The 17292-nt window shown below is 73.3% G+C and carries 18 protein-coding genes; 12 read left to right on the top strand and 6 right to left on the bottom strand.

Going from position 1 to position 17292, the window contains the following annotated elements; all coding sequences use genetic code 11:
• Nucleotides 1-161: 161 nt before the first annotated feature.
• Complete coding sequence (locus tag H305_RS0127820; RefSeq protein WP_028803328.1) at nucleotides 162-911, bottom strand: lysozyme; 750 nt, start codon at nucleotides 909-911, stop codon at nucleotides 162-164.
• A 196-nt stretch (nucleotides 912-1107) separates the two neighbouring features.
• Here H305_RS0127820 and H305_RS0127815 point away from each other — a divergent pair, with 196 nt between their 5' ends.
• From H305_RS0127815 to H305_RS0127805, 3 genes are all read left to right on the top strand, one after another.
• Nucleotides 1108-1830 (top strand): class II aldolase/adducin family protein, encoded by a 723-nt coding sequence (locus H305_RS0127815; RefSeq protein ID WP_028803327.1) that lies wholly within the window; start codon nucleotides 1108-1110, stop codon nucleotides 1828-1830.
• Nucleotides 1831-2380: 550 nt separating this feature from the next.
• On the top strand, nucleotides 2381-3505 hold the full coding sequence (locus H305_RS0127810; protein ID WP_028803326.1) for an alpha/beta hydrolase: 1125 nt from the start codon (nucleotides 2381-2383) through the stop codon (nucleotides 3503-3505).
• Nucleotides 3506-3706: 201 nt separating this feature from the next.
• A complete protein-coding gene (locus H305_RS0127805) occupies nucleotides 3707-5110 on the top strand; it encodes a hypothetical protein (RefSeq protein ID WP_078629277.1) in 1404 nt (467 codons plus the stop codon).
• Between the two features lie 31 nt (nucleotides 5111-5141).
• On the opposite strand, the gene H305_RS0127800 is transcribed toward H305_RS0127805, so the two are convergent.
• Together H305_RS0127800 and H305_RS0127795 are read right to left on the bottom strand one after the other, a co-directional pair.
• On the bottom strand, nucleotides 5142-5555 hold the full coding sequence (locus H305_RS0127800; RefSeq protein ID WP_037765583.1) for a VOC family protein: 414 nt from the start codon (nucleotides 5553-5555) through the stop codon (nucleotides 5142-5144).
• Between the two features lie 187 nt (nucleotides 5556-5742).
• Nucleotides 5743-6633, bottom strand: coding sequence for a neutral zinc metallopeptidase (locus tag H305_RS0127795; protein WP_028803323.1), 891 nt, complete (start codon nucleotides 6631-6633; stop codon nucleotides 5743-5745).
• 202 nt (nucleotides 6634-6835) lie between these two features.
• On the opposite strand from H305_RS0127795, the gene H305_RS47205 reads away from it, so the two are divergent.
• The 4 genes from H305_RS47205 to H305_RS0127775 all read left to right on the top strand — a co-directional run bounded on the left by H305_RS47205 (nucleotide 6836) and on the right by H305_RS0127775 (nucleotide 11008).
• Nucleotides 6836-7774, top strand: a complete 939-nt coding sequence (locus tag H305_RS47205) for a PQQ-binding-like beta-propeller repeat protein (protein WP_063611361.1) — start codon at nucleotides 6836-6838, stop codon at nucleotides 7772-7774.
• Nucleotides 7775-7866: 92 nt separating this feature from the next.
• Nucleotides 7867-9465 carry an ABC-F family ATP-binding cassette domain-containing protein gene (locus H305_RS0127785; protein ID WP_028803322.1) on the top strand — a complete coding sequence of 533 codons (1599 nt, stop codon included), beginning with the start codon at nucleotides 7867-7869 and terminating at the stop codon, nucleotides 9463-9465.
• Nucleotides 9466-9858: 393 nt separating this feature from the next.
• The gene (locus tag H305_RS0127780) at nucleotides 9859-10080 is read left to right on the top strand and encodes a helix-turn-helix domain-containing protein (protein ID WP_006123601.1); all 222 of its coding nucleotides are present in this window, start codon (nucleotides 9859-9861) and stop codon (nucleotides 10078-10080) included.
• 136 nt (nucleotides 10081-10216) lie between these two features.
• Nucleotides 10217-11008, top strand: a complete 792-nt coding sequence (locus H305_RS0127775) for an enoyl-CoA hydratase/isomerase family protein (RefSeq protein WP_028803321.1) — start codon at nucleotides 10217-10219, stop codon at nucleotides 11006-11008.
• Between the two features lie 161 nt (nucleotides 11009-11169).
• Here the strand turns inward: H305_RS0127775 and H305_RS52640 are convergent, their stop codons facing one another.
• Nucleotides 11170-11901, bottom strand: coding sequence for a hypothetical protein (locus H305_RS52640; protein WP_028803320.1), 732 nt, complete (start codon nucleotides 11899-11901; stop codon nucleotides 11170-11172).
• 87 nt (nucleotides 11902-11988) lie between these two features.
• On the opposite strand from H305_RS52640, the gene H305_RS0127765 reads away from it, so the two are divergent.
• Genes H305_RS0127765 through amaP form a run of 5 tightly spaced genes read left to right on the top strand, consistent with a single transcriptional unit; the run spans nucleotide 11989 to nucleotide 14399 of the window.
• Nucleotides 11989-12474, top strand: a complete 486-nt coding sequence (locus tag H305_RS0127765) for an Asp23/Gls24 family envelope stress response protein (protein WP_028803319.1) — start codon at nucleotides 11989-11991, stop codon at nucleotides 12472-12474.
• Nucleotides 12475-12533: 59 nt separating this feature from the next.
• Nucleotides 12534-12719 carry a hypothetical protein gene (locus H305_RS0127760; protein ID WP_028803318.1) on the top strand — a complete coding sequence of 62 codons (186 nt, stop codon included), beginning with the start codon at nucleotides 12534-12536 and terminating at the stop codon, nucleotides 12717-12719.
• Nucleotides 12720-12722: 3 nt separating this feature from the next.
• The gene (locus H305_RS0127755) at nucleotides 12723-13145 is read left to right on the top strand and encodes an Asp23/Gls24 family envelope stress response protein (RefSeq protein ID WP_028803317.1); all 423 of its coding nucleotides are present in this window, start codon (nucleotides 12723-12725) and stop codon (nucleotides 13143-13145) included.
• Nucleotides 13142-13816 (top strand): DUF6286 domain-containing protein, encoded by a 675-nt coding sequence (locus H305_RS0127750; protein WP_028803316.1) that lies wholly within the window; start codon nucleotides 13142-13144, stop codon nucleotides 13814-13816. Before H305_RS0127755 ends, H305_RS0127750 begins: the two co-directional genes overlap by 4 nt.
• A 4-nt stretch (nucleotides 13817-13820) precedes the next feature.
• On the top strand, nucleotides 13821-14399 hold the full coding sequence (amaP, locus tag H305_RS0127745; RefSeq protein ID WP_028803315.1) for an alkaline shock response membrane anchor protein AmaP: 579 nt from the start codon (nucleotides 13821-13823) through the stop codon (nucleotides 14397-14399).
• A 128-nt stretch (nucleotides 14400-14527) separates the two neighbouring features.
• Here amaP and H305_RS0127740 read toward each other — a convergent pair whose 3' ends face one another.
• Together H305_RS0127740 and H305_RS0127735 are read right to left on the bottom strand one after the other, a co-directional pair.
• Nucleotides 14528-15283: an SDR family oxidoreductase gene (locus tag H305_RS0127740; protein ID WP_028803314.1), complete on the bottom strand. Its 756-nt coding sequence runs from the start codon at nucleotides 15281-15283 to the stop codon at nucleotides 14528-14530.
• 5 nt (nucleotides 15284-15288) lie between these two features.
• Nucleotides 15289-17175, bottom strand: coding sequence for a glycoside hydrolase family 15 protein (locus H305_RS0127735; RefSeq protein ID WP_028803313.1), 1887 nt, complete (start codon nucleotides 17173-17175; stop codon nucleotides 15289-15291).
• Between the last annotated feature and the right edge of the window lie 117 nt (nucleotides 17176-17292).

Raw genomic sequence — 17292 nt, 5'->3', positions numbered from 1 at the left:
TGGACGTCAGTGGCATGTGGACCGTAAGCAACCTGGGTGAACGGAAGATGAACTGAGGCGGACCGGGGGGTGTCTCAATCGGTGGGATGTCCCTCCGTTTACGCCGGAGGGGACCCCCGCTCCTCGAACGCAGGCGGAATATCGGGATCCGCTACCAGTGTCTAGCCTCGGGTGAGCCTCTTGAGTCCGGACATGGACCCATTGAAGAGATTTTGGTCACCCGGCAGGCTGCCGCTGTTGTCGTACTGCCAGAACGTCCAGTACGACCAGCCGGCGGGCAGGGTGCCGGCATCCGCGGAGTCGTAGCGCGCCAGCCACAGGGCGTGGTTCGCGCCGAAGGCCCGGCTGGCGCCGGTGCAGGTGTTCCACCAGTGCGTGGTCGTGTAGATCACCGGGCGGCGGCCGGTCCGCCGCTTGACCTCGTCGCTGAACGCCTTGATCCAGCTCACCATCCCGGCCTTGCTCAGGCCGTAGCACTTGCGCTTGCCGTACGGGTTGTACTCGATGTCCAGCGCGGGCGGCAGCGTCCAGCCGTCCGCGCGCCAGGCGCCGCCGTTGCGCACGAAGTACGCGGCCTGGGTGGTGCCGGAGGACTTGTCCGGCACCGCGAAGTGGTAGGCGCCGCGGAGGATGCCCGCGTTGCGCGCGCCGTTGTACTGCCGGCCGAAGTAGGGATTGCGGTAGGTGTGGGACTCCGTCGCCTTGACGTAGACGAACCGGGCACCCTTCGCCTTGGCGCTCCGCCAGTCGACGTTCTTCTGGTGAGAGGAGACGTCGTGCCCCTCGGGTTTTCCCGCAGCGCCCGCCGGGAGCGCGGTGAGGGCGGTGCCCGCCGCGGTGAGCGCCGCCACGACGGCCGTCGCGGCCGTGGTGCGGACATGGCGATGGAATGGTTTGTGATCACGGGCCATATTTCCCCCCGGAATGGCGACGTGTGCGACAAATCCCCCAGAGGCTACTGGAAGATCGGCGACCGGACGTCGATCACCGGCCAATCCACCTCGGAGGGTGATCCGTGCCCATATGTGCCCTTACGGAGGCGTGGGCTCCGGCCTAAAGTGCCCTCGCCCGCGACGCGTCGAGGTCACCTGCTGGCAGGATCGCGGCATGGCTGAACAGCGGCGGGACGCACGGGACGTGCGGGAGGAAGCACAGGCCGCGGGTGCGCGGGACGCGAGGGACGTGGGGGACGCGGTGGCGCGGGCCTGGGAGGAGCTCGTGGCGACGGCCCGTCGGACGGTGGCCGACGGACTGGTCGTCGGAACGTCGGGCAACGTGTCGGTCCGCGTCGGCGACACCGTCCTGGTCACGCCGACGGGAGTGCCGTACGACCGTCTCGCGCCCGAGGACGTCGTCGGCGTCGGCCTCGACGGGCGGCAGGTGCTCGGTTCGCTGCTGCCGACGAGCGAACTGCCGATGCATCTCGCGGTCTACCGCGCGACGGACGCCGTCGCCGTCGTCCACACCCACGCGGCCCACGCGACGGCCGTCTCGACGCTCGTCCCCGAGCTCCCGCTGATCCACTACATGGCCGGCGCCCTCGGCGGACCGGTCCGTGTCGCCCCGTACGCGACGTACGGCACCGCGGAGTTGGCCGAGAACATGCTCGGGGCCCTCGACGGCCGCACCGCCTGCCTCCTCCAGAACCACGGCACCGTCGCCCACGGCGCGTCCCTGTCCCAGGCGTACGACCGCACGGCCCAGCTGGAGTGGATGTCCCGCGTCTGGCTCCTCGCCGCGTCGGTCCCCGGCCTCACCCCGAACCTGCTGACCCCGGCCCAGGTGACCCGGGCGGGCGAACACCTGAAGACCTACGGCCAGAAACCGTAGCCCCGACCGCCACCGTCACTCCTCCGGCCGACTCCGGACCCGGGGGTCGCGCAGGACCGGCCATCCGCGGTCGGGGGTGCTTGTCCCGCCGCCGGGGCGCCCGGTCGGGGGTGCTTGTCCCGCCGCCGCGGCGCTCGGCCGGGGGTGCTTGTCCCGCCGCCGGGGCGCTCGGCCGGGGGTGCTTGTCCCGCCGCCGGGGCGCCCGGCCGGGGGTGCCTGTCCCGCCGCCGGGGCGCCCGGCCACGACGGACCGTCCGGTGGTGACGAGCCCGGGCACGGGTGGAGTCCCGCCCGCCTCGGCCAGGGGAGAGGCGCCCTCCAGCCGCTGTGGCGCTCGTCCGGGACGGACCACCGCTGGTCCGGCACGGGTGCGGCGTGCCTGCCCGACCGGGGGAGAGATTCCCTCCCACCGACGCGGCGCCCGACCGGGACGGACCACCCCGGTGGTGCCGAGCCCGGCGCGCCCAGACCCACGGAAGGCCCCCCCGGTCCTCGGGCGTGCCCCGCGCTCCCACTGGCCGACCACGGGCTCCCCCGGGAGACTGAACCCGTGCGCACTGTCAAAGCGACGGCCGCAGCCGTCACCGTAGCCATCGCCGCGGGCGCAGCCTCCGTGGCGGCCGGCCGGTTCGCCAGCGACGCCGCACTGAAGGCGTCACCCGGCCGGCCCCTGCCCACCGAACCCCGGCTCACCGTGCACGCCACGACGGCCGGCGGGATCACGCTCACCCGTGATCTGGCCTCACTGCGTCCGGGCACCTACGGCCTCGCAGGCAACGGCTCCCACGCGGTCGTCGGCCCGGTCCTGCGCGGCACGCCCCACCCCGCCGACACGGTCGTCCGCCGTCTGGAGCGCGTCACCCACGGCGCCCTGGAGCCCGGCGACAAGGTGTGGCTCACCCCCAACCTGCACATCGGCGACCCGAGCTCCGCCCTCGGCCTGGAGACCGCCGACGTCGACGTCCCCGGCGAACTCGGCGCGCTGCCCGCCTGGTTCGTGCCCGCGGTCCGCGACACGTGGGTGATCGCCGTGCACGGCCTGGGCACCACCCGCGAGCACCCCATGAACGTCATGGAGTTCCTGAACCGCTACCACTTCCCGGTGCTCGACATCGCCTACCGCGGCGACCTCGGCGCCCCCCGCTCCCAGGACGGGCTGAGCCACCTCGGCGAGACGGAGTGGCGCGACCTCGACGCCGCCATCCGCTACGCCGTGCGGTACGGCGCCGAACAGGTCGTGCTGTACGGGTGGTCCACCGGCGCCACCATGGCCCTGCTCGCCGCCACGCGCTCCGCCCTGCGCGAGCGGATCTCCGGGATCGTCCTTGACTCGCCGGTCCTCGACTGGAAGGCCACGCTGCGCGCCCTCGCCACGGCCCGCCACACGCCGGGCGCCCTGCTGCCCCTCGCGGTGCGCGCCGCCCAGGGCCGCACGGGGCTGCGTGACGAGCGGCTGGACGGCGCGCATCCCGACCACCTGAAGGTGCCCACCCTGCTGGTGCACGGGCCGGACGACACCATCGCCCCCTGGGGACCCTCGCGCCGCTTCGCCCAGCGCCGCCCCGACCTGGTCACCCTGCACACCGTCCCGCAGGCCCCGCACGGCGCCATGTGGAACGCCGACCCGGAGACCTACGAGGAGGCGCTGCGCCGGTTCCTCACCCCCTTGATGTAGCCCTGGGCCGGCTCTGTCGCCGCTTCGCGGGAACCTCTCCGGCGAAGCCGCGCACCCGCTTCCGGTTCGGTGTCGGACGACTCCCGCGACGGCCCGTGCCCGCCTGTGAAGAGCCCCCGGAGCCCCGCCCCGCGAGCACCCCCGTCGCCCTCCGTGGCATTCCGTTTGGGTTTTCGGACCGTCAACCGGAAGACTGCACCCGTGACGTCCCGTAATCCGCGCGACTCCAGGCTCCGACTCGTCAGCCCACGGCCCCTGGCCGCCGCCCCCCGAGCGGTGACACAGCGCCGCACGCGCCGCCCCGCCCCGCGGCCGCCCGAGGGCACGCCCCCGCCCGCGGAGCTGGCCAGCATGGCGCGCACCCGCCTGGCCGGCGCGGCCCGTGTCGCCCGCTGGGCGGACGCCGCCCTGCGCCCGGGCCGTGACGGCGGAACCCCCGACGGCAAGGGCACCTTGTCCGAGGCCACCGCCGAACGGGCTGCCGCCGACCTCGGGCTGAGCACCGCTCAGGTCCGCGCGGACTGGGACACGGCACGCCTCGCGGGCCTCGTCGAGGTGCACGGCGACAGTGCCCGCCCGGGATGGCGGCTGCGCGCCTGGGACCGCGACGACAGCGCCGTCCTGCGCGGCTGGGTCGCCCTCTTCGACGCCTGGTCGCTCGCCCACCCGGAGCCCGAGGACCGCGAACCCGCCGCCGTCGCCGAGGTCGTCTCCGCGATGCCCCAGGTGCTCTCCTTCCTCCAGCTCTCCGCCGGGCCCGTCCCGATGGAACAACTCCTCGACCTGCTGGAGCAGCGCGTCACGGAACTGCGCACCGCACGCTGCGAGGTCTCCTACGGCCCCCGGCCCGAGGCCGCACCGGAGGGCCCCGGGATCGCGGACGCGGAACTCGCCCCCCTCCTCGACTGGGCCCTGCACGCCCTGGCCTCCGTCGGCGCCCTCACCTACGGGGACGGACAGGCCACCCTCACCCCGCTCGGCAGCTGGGCGGTCTGGGTCAAGCTGGAGCAGATCTGCGTCGCCGCGCAGAGCCCCGCCGGGAACATCGAGCAGTCCGCCGAGGACATGCTCCGGGGCTGCGCCCAACTGCGCCCGAACGCCGCCCGGGCCGAGTACCGCGCCTGGCTCGCCGCCCGTCCCGTCGGCAGCGCGATCACCGAACTCCTCGACGCCGCCCGTGGCGAGGACGCCCTGACCCGCGGCCTCGCCTTCGAAGCCCTGCGCGTCGTCGGCGCCCCCGCCGAGCCCGATGTACGTGCCGTGGCCGGCGAGACCCCGCTGCGTCCGTACGCCCTGCTGTGGCTGGCCGAGCACGACGGCCACGACCCCGAGGACGCCCACGAGGTGCTCACCCGGGAGGAGGCGACCTGGCTGTGGGTGGACACCGCCGCCGCCGTCGCCGATCACGGCGAAGCCCCGCTCCTCGTACGGCACTTGGAGTCGGCCGTGCAGCCGACCGTGCCCGCGCTGCTCGACGCGGTCCGCGCGGTCGGACACCCGCGCACGGTGCAGGTCCTGGTCGCGCTCGCGGCCGCCCACCCGGATCCGGCGCTCGCCAAGGCCGTACGCCGGGCGGCCTTCCAGGTGCACACCGGAGGCAGCTGACGGGCGCGTCCCGCGAGCCGGTCCTCGAGTCCTACGCCCCTGTCTCCGGGGCGTAGGTGCCGAAGCTCCAGATGTTGCCCTCCAGATCGCGGGCCATGTAGTCGCGGGAGCCGTAGTCCTGGTCGGTCGGGGGCATCACGATCTCGGCGCCGTGGTCCACGGCCTGCTGGTGGTGGGCGTCGATGTCGTCCACCACCACGTACACCCCAGCCGGGCCGGCGGCCTTCATCGCGGTGTCGAACGCTCCGCCGCGGCCCTTGGACCCCAGCATCACCGCGCCGTGGCCCTGGACCAGCTCGGCGTGCATCACCGTGCCGTCCTCGCTCTCGTACACCGACGCCTCGGTGAAGCCGAAGGCCTCCGTGAGCTGCCTGATGGCCGCTTTCGCGTCCGCGTACAGCAGGGTCGGGTAGATGCTCGGGCGCCCGCCGTCCAAACCTGCCATGCCGATCACTCCCTCTGGTCCCGCCGCCGGTTCTCGACCTGTCGCCCAGTCTCGCACCGGTCACTGACAACGCCCCGCCGATCGCGGGCCGCCGCGACGGCGACCGGCGGGACGTGCGACCCGGCGGAGCGCGAAGGCCACCGGAGCACATGATCTGACGGGGCGTACGGACCGGGGGAACGGCCGCTCAGCGGAACGTGTTGCACTGCGCCATGTCGCCGCTGCTGAAGCCCCGGTAGAACCACTGCTGCCGTTGCTCGGAGGAGCCGTGCGTCCAGGTCTCCGGGGTCACCCGGCCCTGGAACCTCTCCTGGATCCGGTCGTCCCCGACGGCCGCCGCCGCGTCCAGGCCGTCGCGTATGTCGGCGTCCGTGAGGCTGGTCAGCAGCGCCTTGCCGGTCGCCGGGTCCTTCGTGGTCGTCGCGTGGCTCGCCCACACCCCGGCGTAGCAGTCGGCCTGCAGCTCAGTGCGCACCGAGTTGCTGTTCGCGCCGGTCACGCCGTCCTGTGCCTTGGCCAGCGTGCCCATCAGGTCCTGCACGTGGTGCCCGTACTCGTGCGCCACCACGTACGCCTGGGCGAACGGGCCGCCGCTGGAGCCGAACCTGTCGCGCAGTTCGTCGAAGAAGCCGAGGTCCAGGTAGACCTTCCGGTCGCCCGGGCAGTAGAAGGGCCCGACGGCGGACGTGGCCGTGCCGCACGCCGTGCCGACCCTGTCGGTGAAGAAGACCGTCGGGGAGGGCGTGTAGGTGCCGCTGCGGCGTGCGAACTCCTGTGTCCAGAAGTCCTGGACGCTGTTGACCACCGCCACCATGCGGCAGTCCTCCTTGGTGTTCGCGTCGCTTCCCTTCTTGCAGGTCTGCTGGACCTGCGCGAGGGAGGAGGCGGTCGCGTCCGGCTGGCCGTCGCCCGAGGACAGGCCGAGCTGGTCGGGGCCGACCCCGAAGAACAGACCGAGGATCAGGGCCATGAGCGCGGCGACGCCGCCGCCGACGGTCGCTCTGCCGCCGGGGATTCGACTGCCGCGCACATCCTGGACCTCGGAGGTGTCCAGGTCGGCGTCGTCGTCGAACTGCATGCGCACACCACCCTCTGCCGCACGTCTCTGCGTGCCGCCATCCTCGTACGCCCCCGCAGGCCCGGCCATTCGGACGGACGTCCGAACGGGCTACGCGCCCGCCCCCGTCCGTCGTGTCGGCGGCCTCCCGCCGCCCGCGCGTCTACGCTCTGCGCCTGTCCCGTGGGACGGTCCGTGACCGTCGGAACACCCGGGACGGTCCGTGCTCCCCGCGCGGGCCGCCGAACGTGGCCGTCGGGGCGAGGGGGTCAAGGTGGTCGTCGCGCGCATCGGTGTACCGGACGCGCCGCCCACGGCCCCGGACACCTCGCCCGCCCCCACGATCCCGGTGACCCCGGCCCCGCCCACCCTCCCGGTCGCCCCGGTTCCTCGCGCCGACCCTCCCCCCGCCCCGCCCGGCGCCGTGCGGCTGCCCCGCCGGGACGCCCGGCGCCGCACCGCCCGAGCGTTCCTGTCCGTCGCCCTCGCGTTCCTCCCGGCGGTGCCGCTTCTCGTGGCGGCCCACAAGGCACGTTCCGCGCCCTTCGGGGACCGCCTCACCGTCCACGCGCGCGCGGAGCACGGACCGCGGCCCGCGCTGCGCGCGCGAGGGACGAGGGTGGAGGCGTACGACGTGGCGACCGGGCACCCTCGCTGGACCTACGCGCGCGAGGGGCGGCGGCCGCTCGTCGTGCTCCCCGCGCGCGGGGACGCGATCGCCCTCTGGGACGACGGGCTGGTCACCGCGACCGTGCGGGACGACGGCCGCGCGGTCCGCTGGCACCGGGCGCTCCCCGACGCCGCACCTTGGCTCGCGGGCCGCGGGGGAGCGGGCGTACTGCGCGTCCTCGGCCCCCGCGTGCTCGCCGTCGTCACCCCGCTGCGCGTCGCCGCCTACCGCCTCGCCGACGGCGACCTGCGCTGGGTACTGCCCGCCCGCCCGGGCTGCGCCTTCGCCCCCGCGCGCGCGGTGCGCCACGACGGCGCCCTGCTGATCGCCCAGCCGTGCGCCACCGCGGACGACTGGACCGGCGAGATCGTCGCCGTCGACGAGCTGGGCAGGATCACCGCCGACCGCGCCCCCCTGGGCGGCGAACGAAGGGGCGAGCATCACAGCGCCGGGCACCCGCACGCAGAAAAAGCGCTTGCACGGCCCCGTTAGACTTGGCCCCATGGCCATTCTCCTCGCGCAATAGACGGCGGGAACGTCCTCAGCCGCCCATCCCGCCACCCATCCGCCCCAGGAGCATGTCCGTGATCTCCGCCTCCGCCATCGAGCTGCGCGCCGGCGCCCGTGTCCTCATCGAGTCCGCCACCTTCCGTATCGCCAAGGGCGACCGCGTCGGTCTCGTCGGCCGCAACGGCGCGGGGAAGACGACCCTCACCAAGGTTCTCGCGGGGGAGGGCATCCCCGCCGGCGGCACCGTCACCCGCTCCGGCGAGGTCGGCTATCTGCCGCAGGACCCGCGCACCGGCGATCTCGACGTGCTCGCTCGCGACCGCATCCTGTCCGCGCGCGGCCTGGACACCCTGATCCGCAAGATGCGGCAGAACGAGGAGCGGATCGCCACCGGCGCCGGCGCCACCCGTGACAAGGCCATGCGGCAGTACGAGCGCCAGGAGACGGAGTTCCTCACCAAGGGCGGGTACTCCGCCGAGGCCGAGGCCGCCACCATCGCCGCCGCGCTCAACCTGCCCGACCGTGTGCTCGGCCAGCCGCTGCACACGCTCTCCGGCGGTCAGCGGCGCCGTATCGAGCTGGCCCGCATCCTGTTCTCGGACGCCGACACCCTGCTGCTCGACGAGCCGACGAACCACCTCGACGCCGACTCGATCGTCTGGCTGCGCGACTACCTGAAGACGTACCGCGGCGGCTTCATCGTGATCTCCCACGACGTCGACCTCGTCGAGACGGTCGTCAACAAGGTCTTCTACCTCGACGCCAACCGCTCCCAGATCGACGTCTACAACATGGGCTGGAAGCTCTACCAGCAGCAGCGCGAGGCCGACGAGAAGCGTCGCAAGCGCGAGCGTCAGAACGCCGAGAAGAAGGCCGCGGCGCTGAACGCGCAGGCCGACAAGATGCGCGCCAAGGCGACCAAGACGGTGGCCGCGCAGAACATGGCCAAGCGCGCCGACAAGCTGCTCGCCGGCCTCGAGGCGGTCCGCGTCTCCGACAAGGTCGCCAAGCTGCGCTTCCCCGAGCCCGCGCCCTGCGGCAAGACGCCGCTGATGGCCGAGGGGCTGTCGAAGTCGTACGGCTCGCTGGAGATCTTCACCGACGTCGACCTCGCCATCGACAAGGGCTCGCGCGTGGTCATCCTCGGCCTCAACGGCGCGGGCAAGACAACCCTGCTGCGGCTGCTCGGCGGCGCCGAGCAGCCCGACACCGGCAAGGTCGTCGAGGGCCACGGCCTCAAGCTCGGTTACTACGCGCAGGAGCACGAGACCCTCGACCCGGAGCGCACGGTCCTGGAGAACATGCGCTCCGCCGCCCCCGACCTCGACCTGGTCGAGGTCCGCAAGGTGCTCGGTTCGTTCCTGTTCTCAGGCGACGACGTCGACAAGCCGGCCGGTGTCCTCTCCGGCGGCGAGAAGACCCGTCTCGCCCTCGCGACGCTCGTGGTCTCCTCGGCGAACGTGCTGCTGCTCGACGAGCCGACGAACAACCTCGACCCGGCCAGCCGCGAGGAGATCCTCGGCGCGCTGCGCACCTACAAGGGCGCCGTCGTCCTCGTCACCCACGACGAGGGTGCCGTCGAGGCCCTCCAGCCGGAGCGGATCATCCTGCTGCCGGACGGCGTCGAGGACCTGTGGGGCGCCGACTACGCGGACCTGGTCGCCCTCGCCTGACCCCTGTGACACGGCCACGGCCCGCCCCCGCCACGGGCGGGCGGGTCAGCCCCGCTTGATCGAATGACTGATCCACTGCGTATGGATCATTCGGCCGATCCGTGATCCACCATCTGTGTGAGATCTCCTCGTACCGAGGTGTGTCGTACATCGATTTTGCGGCCGAGCCCTTTGTTCCCAAGGTCTCGGCCGTCTTGCGTCGCTGACCAGGTACTTCGCTGAAGAACCCGTTCGGGCGTACGGAACGGGACGGCCGGAATGAAAGATTCCACTCGTGGGGACGGGCTCCTGTCGTCAAAACCTTGTCTTACGGACCTTGCCGAATGGGTGGCCATGACGCCCGGGAGGGGTGATCATGAGAGTCCAGAGCGCACTTCCCATGAGGAGGCACGGGTGGCCGAGACTCTGAAGAAGGGCAGCCGGGTGACCGGCGCCGCGCGCGACAAGCTCGCGGCAGACCTGAAGAAGAAGTACGACTCCGGTGCGAGCATCCGGGCGCTGGCCGAAGAGACCGGCCGCTCGTATGGCTTCGTGCACCGGATGCTCAGCGAGTCGGGCGTCACGCTCCGAGGGCGTGGCGGAGCGACGAGGGGCAAGAAGGCCGCCTCGGCCTGAGGCCGGGCGTCCCCATCGGCTTCGGTGGTGGCCACCCGGTCGGTCGCACGATCGGCCGGGTGGTTACTGTGCAGTCACTTAGGTGTGTCTCCGCTGGGCACGCACCTGATCCGACCGCACCCATCGGAGGCGCCCCATGGCTTCGCTCGACCCGGTACTCGACAAGGACGGCGTACGGCTCACCGTCGACGACGCGATCGCCACGGTGACGCTGACCAACCCGGCCAAGCGCAACGCCCAGAGTCCTGCTCTGTGGCGGGCGTTGACACAGGCCGGCCGGTCACTGCCGGGCTCCGTCCGGGTGGTCGTCCTGCGCGCCGAGGGCAAGTCCTTCTCCGCGGGGCTCGACCGGCAGGCCTTCACGCCGGAGGGGTTCGACGGGGAACCGTCGTTCATCGATCTGGCGCGCGGCTCCGACGCCGAGCTCGACGCGACCATCGCCGAGTACCAGGAAGCGTTCACCTGGTGGCGACGCAGCGACATCGTGTCCATCGCCGCTGTCCAGGGACATGCGATCGGTGCCGGGTTCCAGCTCGCCCTCGCCTGTGATCTGCGTGTCGTCGCGGACGACGTGCAGTTCGCCATGCGTGAGACCAGTCTGGGACTCGTCCCCGACCTGACGGGGACGCATCCGCTGGTGGGCCTGGTGGGCTATGCCCGTGCGCTCGAGATCTGCGCGACGGGCCGGCTCGTGACGGCCGACGAGGCCGAGCGCACCGGACTGGCCAATCTCGCCGTGCCCGCCGGCCAGCTCGACGAGGCGGTACGGGACCTGTCCGCCGCGCTGCTCGCCGCGCCGCGCGACGCCGTCGTCGAGACGAAGGCGCTGCTGCGCGGTGCCCAGGAGCGGACGTACGAGGAGCAGCGCGTCGCCGAGCGGGCGGCGCAGGCCCGACGCCTCCGCGACCTCGCCGGCGTGGGCGACTGACACCGCGGCACCAGGAGCGAGGCACCCGTGTGCACGGTGACCCGCGCCGACCCGCCGGCCGTCGCCACGCACTCGCCGTACGCATGAAGGGCACCCCTGGCACCGGGGTGCCCGTCGCGCGTCCCAGCCCCACTCCCGGGCAGCATCGCGCCCCACGGGGATCACTCGGTCACGGCCGTCACCAGGACCGTCACCGACGGGGCATCCGGGAGGGCTCGGGCGGCCGCCGCCCTGACGGCTCCCACCACCTCGACGGCGTGGCTGCGCGCGGCCACCGCCAGTTCGACGCGCACATGGCGTCGGGGCAGCGCCGCGTCACCGCCTGGACGGACCTCGATGCGCACCGGGTGGCCCAGGACGTCCGTCAGACGGCTCACCCCCGGCACGGACCGTGCCGCCGCGGCCACCCGCGCCTCCTCGGGGTCCGACGGCTCGGGTGCCGGCCGTGGAACGTCGCGGTGTTCGGCGACCGGCACCTCGTCCCCCTCCAGCAGCCCCGTGATCCGCAGGTCGACCCGTGCGATCACCAGGCCGAGACGGTCCGCCGCCCCGGCGACGGCCGACCGCAGCCGCCCCGCGGTGGCCGGCAGCGGCTCGGCACCCGGCGCCGTCGGATCCGCGAAGGCCCGGAACTCGACGTCGATCCGCAGGGGCCCGGGCGGCAGCGCGCCGGGCGGGGGCAGCACGACCGGGTCGTACACCTCGTCCGGATCGGCGAGCGCGATCCGCAGCGCGCCCACCCGTACCCCGCGCACGCGCTCCGCCGCGCTCCGCAGGACCGGCCCGGCCGCGGCCTCCGCGATCCACGCGCCGTCCTGCGGGAGCCCCAGAGGCAGCAGTCTGCCGAGCCCGAGCTGATGCCGCACCACCTGAGTCCACCGGTCCGCCGTCATTGCTCCAGCCTGCCCCATCCCCGGCGCGCGACCACGCAACCGCACTTACTGTGGGCACAGGAGGACGACCGAAAGGGACGTACGGCCATGACCGACATGACGGAGCCGAACCGGACGGGGAGCCCCGAAGGCGGGACGGAGTCGCCGCAGATCCGCAAGCCCACCAGACGCGGCGGCGGGGACCCCGCGACGCGCGGACGTACCACGATCGCCGACGGCGTGGTCGAGAAGATCGCCGGGCTCGCCGCCCGCGACGTGCTCGGCGTGCACGCGATGGGCAGCGGACTGAGCCGGACCTTCGGGGCGGTGCGCGACAGGGTGCCCGGCGGCGGCTCGAAGTCCGTCACACGGGGCGTGAAGGCGGAGGTCGGTGAATTGCAGACCGCGCTCGACCTGGAGATCGTCGTCGACTACGGCGTCTCGATCGGCGATGTCGCCCGCGCCGTACGGGAGAACGTGGTCGCGGCCGTGGAGCGCATGACGGGACTCGAGGTGGTGGAAGTCAACATCGCGGTGAGTGATGTGAAACTTCCCGAGGAAGAGGACGAGGAGCCGGAGTCGCGGCTCCAGTGACCACCCGGCCACCGGACCACCGGTGATCACTCGGCCACCGAACTGCTGAGGAGCGCACCATGAGTTTGGCCGTGATCGGCATGATCGCCGGAATGGCGCTGGGCTTCGCCGGATACTTCGGGGGTTTCGGAGCCTTCCTCCTGGTGGCCGCCCTGGGCGCCGTCGGCTTCGTCGTCGGGCGGTTCCTCGAGGGGGACCTGGACATCGGCGACCTGTTCCGCACCCGCGACGACCGGCGGCGGTGACGCGTGCCAGGCCAGGCGGACCGGCTCGGTGAGACGCGGCGTCCGCCGACGGTCGTGCCGGCGGCCGAGCGCGGCGCGACCCGGATCGCCGACCGGGTGGTCGCGAAGATCGCGGCACAGGCGGCCCGCGAGGTGCTGCCCGCGCTGCCCGCGGAGGCCGGGGCCCCGCACGCCACCGTGGTCGTGCGCCGCCACGAGAAGGGCTCGGGCCGGCCGGCGGGCGCCCCGGCCGAGAGCGCCCACGTCCGGGTCAGCCTCGAACTCGACTACCCCTCCGACATCGGCGGCCGCTGCGGCGCGGTGCGTCGGCACGTCGCCGAGCGGGTAGAGGCGTTGGCGGGGATGGAAGTTCCGGAGGTGGCCGTCCAGGTGGAGCGGTTGCACCTGGCACACACGCCCGGCGCGGCACAGGGGAGGACGCGATGAGCGAGCCCCAGGGCTCGGAGAACACCCGGCGCATGCCCGTCATGGAGAAGTCCGGCGAGAGCGCACTCGGCCAGTCCGCCTCCGCGGCGGACTACGAACCATTGCACACCGACGAGGACGAGGACGGCGGCCAGGGCCGCTTCTGGTCCGCCCGCCGGATCCCGGCGGGCATCCTCGCGGTGCTCGTCCTCCTCTGTGCGGGAGCCTTCCTGTACGACGTGGCGGCCGTGCGCGCGCACCGGCCCGCCATGCGCTGGCGCAGGACCCTGGCCGACGGGCTCGCCGAACGGCCCCTGGACGACACATGGGTGCTCGTCGGTGCGGGTGTCGCCGCGGCAGTAGGACTGTGGCTGATCGTCCTCGCGGCCACGCCGGGACTGCGGGACGTCCTGCCGATGCGGCGCACCCACGCGGACGTGCGGGCCGGGCTGCACCGGGGCGCCGCGGCGATGGCGCTGCGCGACCGGGCCATGGAGGTCGCCGGCGTGCAGTCGGTCCGGGTCCACATGGGCCGGCGCAAGGCCGCCGTGCGCGCGCTCTCGCACTTCCGCGAACTCGACGACGTACGTGCCGACCTGGACGCCACGCTCGCCGACGGCATCCGGGGGCTCGGGCTCGCCCGGCCGCCCTCCCTGTCGGTGCACGTGAGGCGTCCCGGACGGAAGGGGTGAGGCAGTGCTGCGCATCGTCAACCGCGTACTGATCGGGATCATCGGTCTCGCGCTGCTCGTCCTCGGCGGATCCGTGCTCGCCGTCGGGCTCGGCGTGCGCCCGCCGTCGTGGTGGATCCACGAAGGGCGGCACGACGTACTGATCAGCGACGCCGACCGGGCGCGATGGCGGGACCAGGGGTGGTGGTGGCCGACCGTCATCGCCGCCCTCACGGTCCTGCTGCTCCTCGCCCTGTGGTGGCTGGTGGCCGTGCTGCGTCGACGTCGCCTCGCCGAGGTGCTCGTGGACACCGGCGACGGCGAGGGCGCGCTGCTGCGGGGACGGGCCCTGGAAGGCGTGCTGGCCGCCGAGGCGGGCAGGCTGGACGGCGTCGCGCAGGCGCACGTGCTGCTGACCGGACGGCGCAGCACGCCGGAGGCACGCGTGCAGCTCCAGCTGGAACCGCACGTGGACCCCGGGGACGCGCTGCATCTGCTCACCACGGAGGCGCTCGCGCACGCGCGGGACTCCGCGGGCCTCGCCTCGCTCCCCGCGGAGGCGCGCCTGCGCGGGGTCAAGCACCGGGCCGAGCGCGTGAGCTGACCCGCCGAACCGTCCGTGCGCCGGCCGGCAGCCGCGCCGCACGGCCGCGTCGTGCAGCCGTGCCGCACGGCGGTGTCGAGCAGCCGTGCCGCGCACCGGTGTGCAGAGGCGGGACTGCCCGCCGGCGGTCAGAAGCCGTGCCGCATGCCGCCGTCCACCGGCAGCATGATGCCGGTCAGGTAGGAGGCTGCCGGCGAGAGCAGGAACGCGGCCGCGCGGCCGAACTCCTCGGAAGTGCCGTAGCGGCGCAGCGGGATGCGTGCCTCGTTGGCCGCGCGGGTGGCCTCCGGGTCGGCGGACAGACCGTCCAGCTCGCGGACGCGGTCGGTGTCGATGCGCGACGGCAGCAGCCCGAGCACGCGGATGCCGCGCGGGCCGAGCTCGTCCGCGAGGGACTTGGCGAAGCCCGCGAGGCCGGGACGCAGGCCGTTGGAGATGGTCAGCCCGGGGATCGGTTCGTGCACCGAGCCGGAGAGCACGAACCCGATGACCCCGCCCTCGCCGAGCTCCGCGGCAGCCGTGCGGGCCAGTCGCACCGCGCCGAGGAAGACCGAGTCGAACGCGGCCGTCCACTGCTCGTCGGTGTTGTCGGCGACGAATCCCGGCGGCGGTCCGCCGACGCTGATCAGAATGCCGTCGAAACCCCCGAAGTGTTCATGGGCAGCCGCGACGAGCCGGGTCGCGGTCGCCGGGTCGCCGTTGTCGGCGGCGACACCGACCGCGTTCGGGCCGAGCGCGGACGCCGCCTCGGCGGCGCTCTTCTCGTCGCGCCCGGTGACGATCACCTTCGCGCCGTCGGCGACGAGTTCACGCGCGGCGGCGTTGCCCAGCCCGCGGGTGGCTCCCGTGACGACGTACACACGGTCCTTCAGTCCAAGATCCATGCCCCCTATCCTGCCCGGTCGCCCCCGAACAGGGCGAGGGCGGTACTCACCAGGCCGATGTGGCTGAACGCCTGGGGGAAATTGCCGAGCTGGCGTCCGGCGACGGGGTCGTACTCCTCGGACAGCAGACCCACGTCGTTGGTCAGCGCCACCAGCCGGTCGAACAGCTCGCGGGCCTCCTGCTTCCGGCCCGTCGCGTGCAGTGCCTCCGCGAGCCAGAACGAGCAGACGAGGAACGTTCCCTCGCCGCCGGGAAGCCCGTCGACGACGTGCGTGCCGGGGCTGCTGACGGACATCTCGGTCTCGCTCAGGGACACCGCGGTCTCGCTCACGGACATCTCGGCCTCGTCGACGGACACCTCGAGGGCGCCGGACGGGTCGATGTCGTAGCGACGCAGGAAGCCGTTGTTGTCGAGTTCCGCGCGGACGGCGTCGATCGTGCCGACGACTCTCGGATCGTCGGCCGGCAGGAAACCGACGCGGGGGATCAGCAGCAAGGAGGCGTCCAGCTCGCGCGAGCCGTAGGACTGGGTGAACGTGTTCCGCTCCGGGTCGAAGCCGCGCTCGCACACCTCGCGGTGCACCTCGTCGCGCATCGCGCGCCAGCCCTCCAGGTCGCCGCCGAGCGCCGGCTCGCTCTCCAGGGCGCGCACCGCGCGGTCGGCGGCCACCCAGGCCATCACCTTGGAGTACACGAAGTGCCTGCGCGGTCCCCGCACTTCCCAGATGCCCTCGTCGGGCTGCCGCCACGCCGTGCGCACGAAGTCCATCAGGGCGCACCACACCCGCCACATGTGGGGCTTGAACGGCAGACCCGAACGCCGTGACAGCGCCAGCGAGTCGATGACCTCGCCGTACACGTCCAGCTGCAACTGCTCCACGGCGGCGTTGCCGATCCGGACCGGGGTCGAGCCCGCGAAGCCGGACAGCCACGGCAGCTCGAACTCGGTCAGCCGGCGCTCCCCGGACAGGCCGTACATGATCTGCAGGTCCGCCGGGTCGCCCGCGACCGCGCGCAGCAGCCAGTCGCGCCAGGCCTCGGCCTCCTGGTGGTAGCCGGCCGACAGGAGCGCGTCGAGGGTGAGGGTGGAGTCGCGCAGCCAGCAGTACCGGTAGTCCCAGTTGCGGACGCCGCCGAGTTCCTCGGGCAGCGAGGTGGTGGGAGCGGCCACGATGCCGCCGGTCGGCGAGTAGGTGAGGGCCTTGAGGGTGATCAGGGAGCGCATGACGGCCTCCCGGTGCGGGCCGTCGTAGCGGCAGTCCGCCGCCCACGCCTGCCAGTCCTCGACGCTGCTGCGCAGCGCCTCGAAGGGGTCGCCCAGCGGCGGACGCGGTTCGTGCGAGGGGTGCCAGGTCAGGACGAAGGCCACCTTCTGCCCGGCCTCGACCGTGAACTCCGAGTACGTGCGGAAGTCCTTGCCCCAGGTCCGCACGGGCGGCTCGCTGCGCAGCCAGACCGAGTCGGGGCCCGCGACCGCCACCCGGTGGCCCTCCGCGCGGCGCATCCACGGCACGATCGAGCCGTAGTCGAAGCGCAGCCGCAGCTGGCTCTGCACGGTGACCCGGCCGCTCAGCCCCTCGACGACGCGTACGACGTCGGGGGCGACATCGCGCTGCGGCATCAGGTCGGTCACCCGGACAGCCCCTTCGTCGGTCTCCCACTCGGTGTCCAGCACGAGCGTGTCCGGGCGGTAGGCGCGCCGGGTGCAGGGGCCGGCGCCCTTGGGGGAGATCCGCCAGTGGCCGTTGTCCTCGTCGCCCAGCAGCGCGGCGAAGCAGGCCGCCGAGTCGAACCGGGGCAGACACAGCCAGTCGATGGAGCCGTACCGGCTCACCAGCGCCGCGGTCTGCTCGTCCCCGATGAGCGCGTAGTCCTCGATGCGTGGGTCCACGTGGGGCGAGTTCCCCGGTCGGGCGCGCGGTCAATCCGGGGCGGGGGCCGACCGGGTGACCTCCGGCCGGGACGGTCGCGGCCCGGCGGGGTGGACGGGCGGCGCGGCGGCCGCCGG

Source organism: Streptomyces sp. 142MFCol3.1 (genome assembly GCF_000424945.1).
In the GTDB taxonomy this organism is placed as follows: domain Bacteria; phylum Actinomycetota; class Actinomycetes; order Streptomycetales; family Streptomycetaceae; genus Streptomyces; species Streptomyces siamensis.
The sequence above is the reverse complement of the archived record's forward strand: the minus strand, read 5'-3'. Positions and strand labels throughout refer to the sequence as shown.

Bases quoted from the DNA above. Each gene is read 5' to 3' on its own strand.
- H305_RS0127740 (WP_028803314.1), bottom strand. From the start codon at position 15,283: ATGGATCTTGGACTGAAGGACCGTGTGTACGTCGTCACGGGAGCCACC.
- H305_RS0127795 (WP_028803323.1), bottom strand. From the start codon at position 6,633: ATGCAGTTCGACGACGACGCCGACCTGGACACCTCCGAGGTCCAGGAT.
- H305_RS52640 (WP_028803320.1), bottom strand. From the start codon at position 11,901: ATGACGGCGGACCGGTGGACTCAGGTGGTGCGGCATCAGCTCGGGCTC.
- H305_RS0127815 (WP_028803327.1), top strand. From the start codon at position 1,108: ATGGCTGAACAGCGGCGGGACGCACGGGACGTGCGGGAGGAAGCACAG.
- H305_RS0127765 (WP_028803319.1), top strand. From the start codon at position 11,989: ATGACCGACATGACGGAGCCGAACCGGACGGGGAGCCCCGAAGGCGGG.
- H305_RS0127750 (WP_028803316.1), top strand. From the start codon at position 13,142: ATGAGCGAGCCCCAGGGCTCGGAGAACACCCGGCGCATGCCCGTCATG.
- H305_RS0127775 (WP_028803321.1), top strand. From the start codon at position 10,217: ATGGCTTCGCTCGACCCGGTACTCGACAAGGACGGCGTACGGCTCACC.
- H305_RS0127800 (WP_037765583.1), bottom strand. From the start codon at position 5,555: ATGGCAGGTTTGGACGGCGGGCGCCCGAGCATCTACCCGACCCTGCTG.
- H305_RS0127820 (WP_028803328.1), bottom strand. From the start codon at position 911: ATGGCCCGTGATCACAAACCATTCCATCGCCATGTCCGCACCACGGCC.
- H305_RS0127760 (WP_028803318.1), top strand. From the start codon at position 12,534: ATGAGTTTGGCCGTGATCGGCATGATCGCCGGAATGGCGCTGGGCTTC.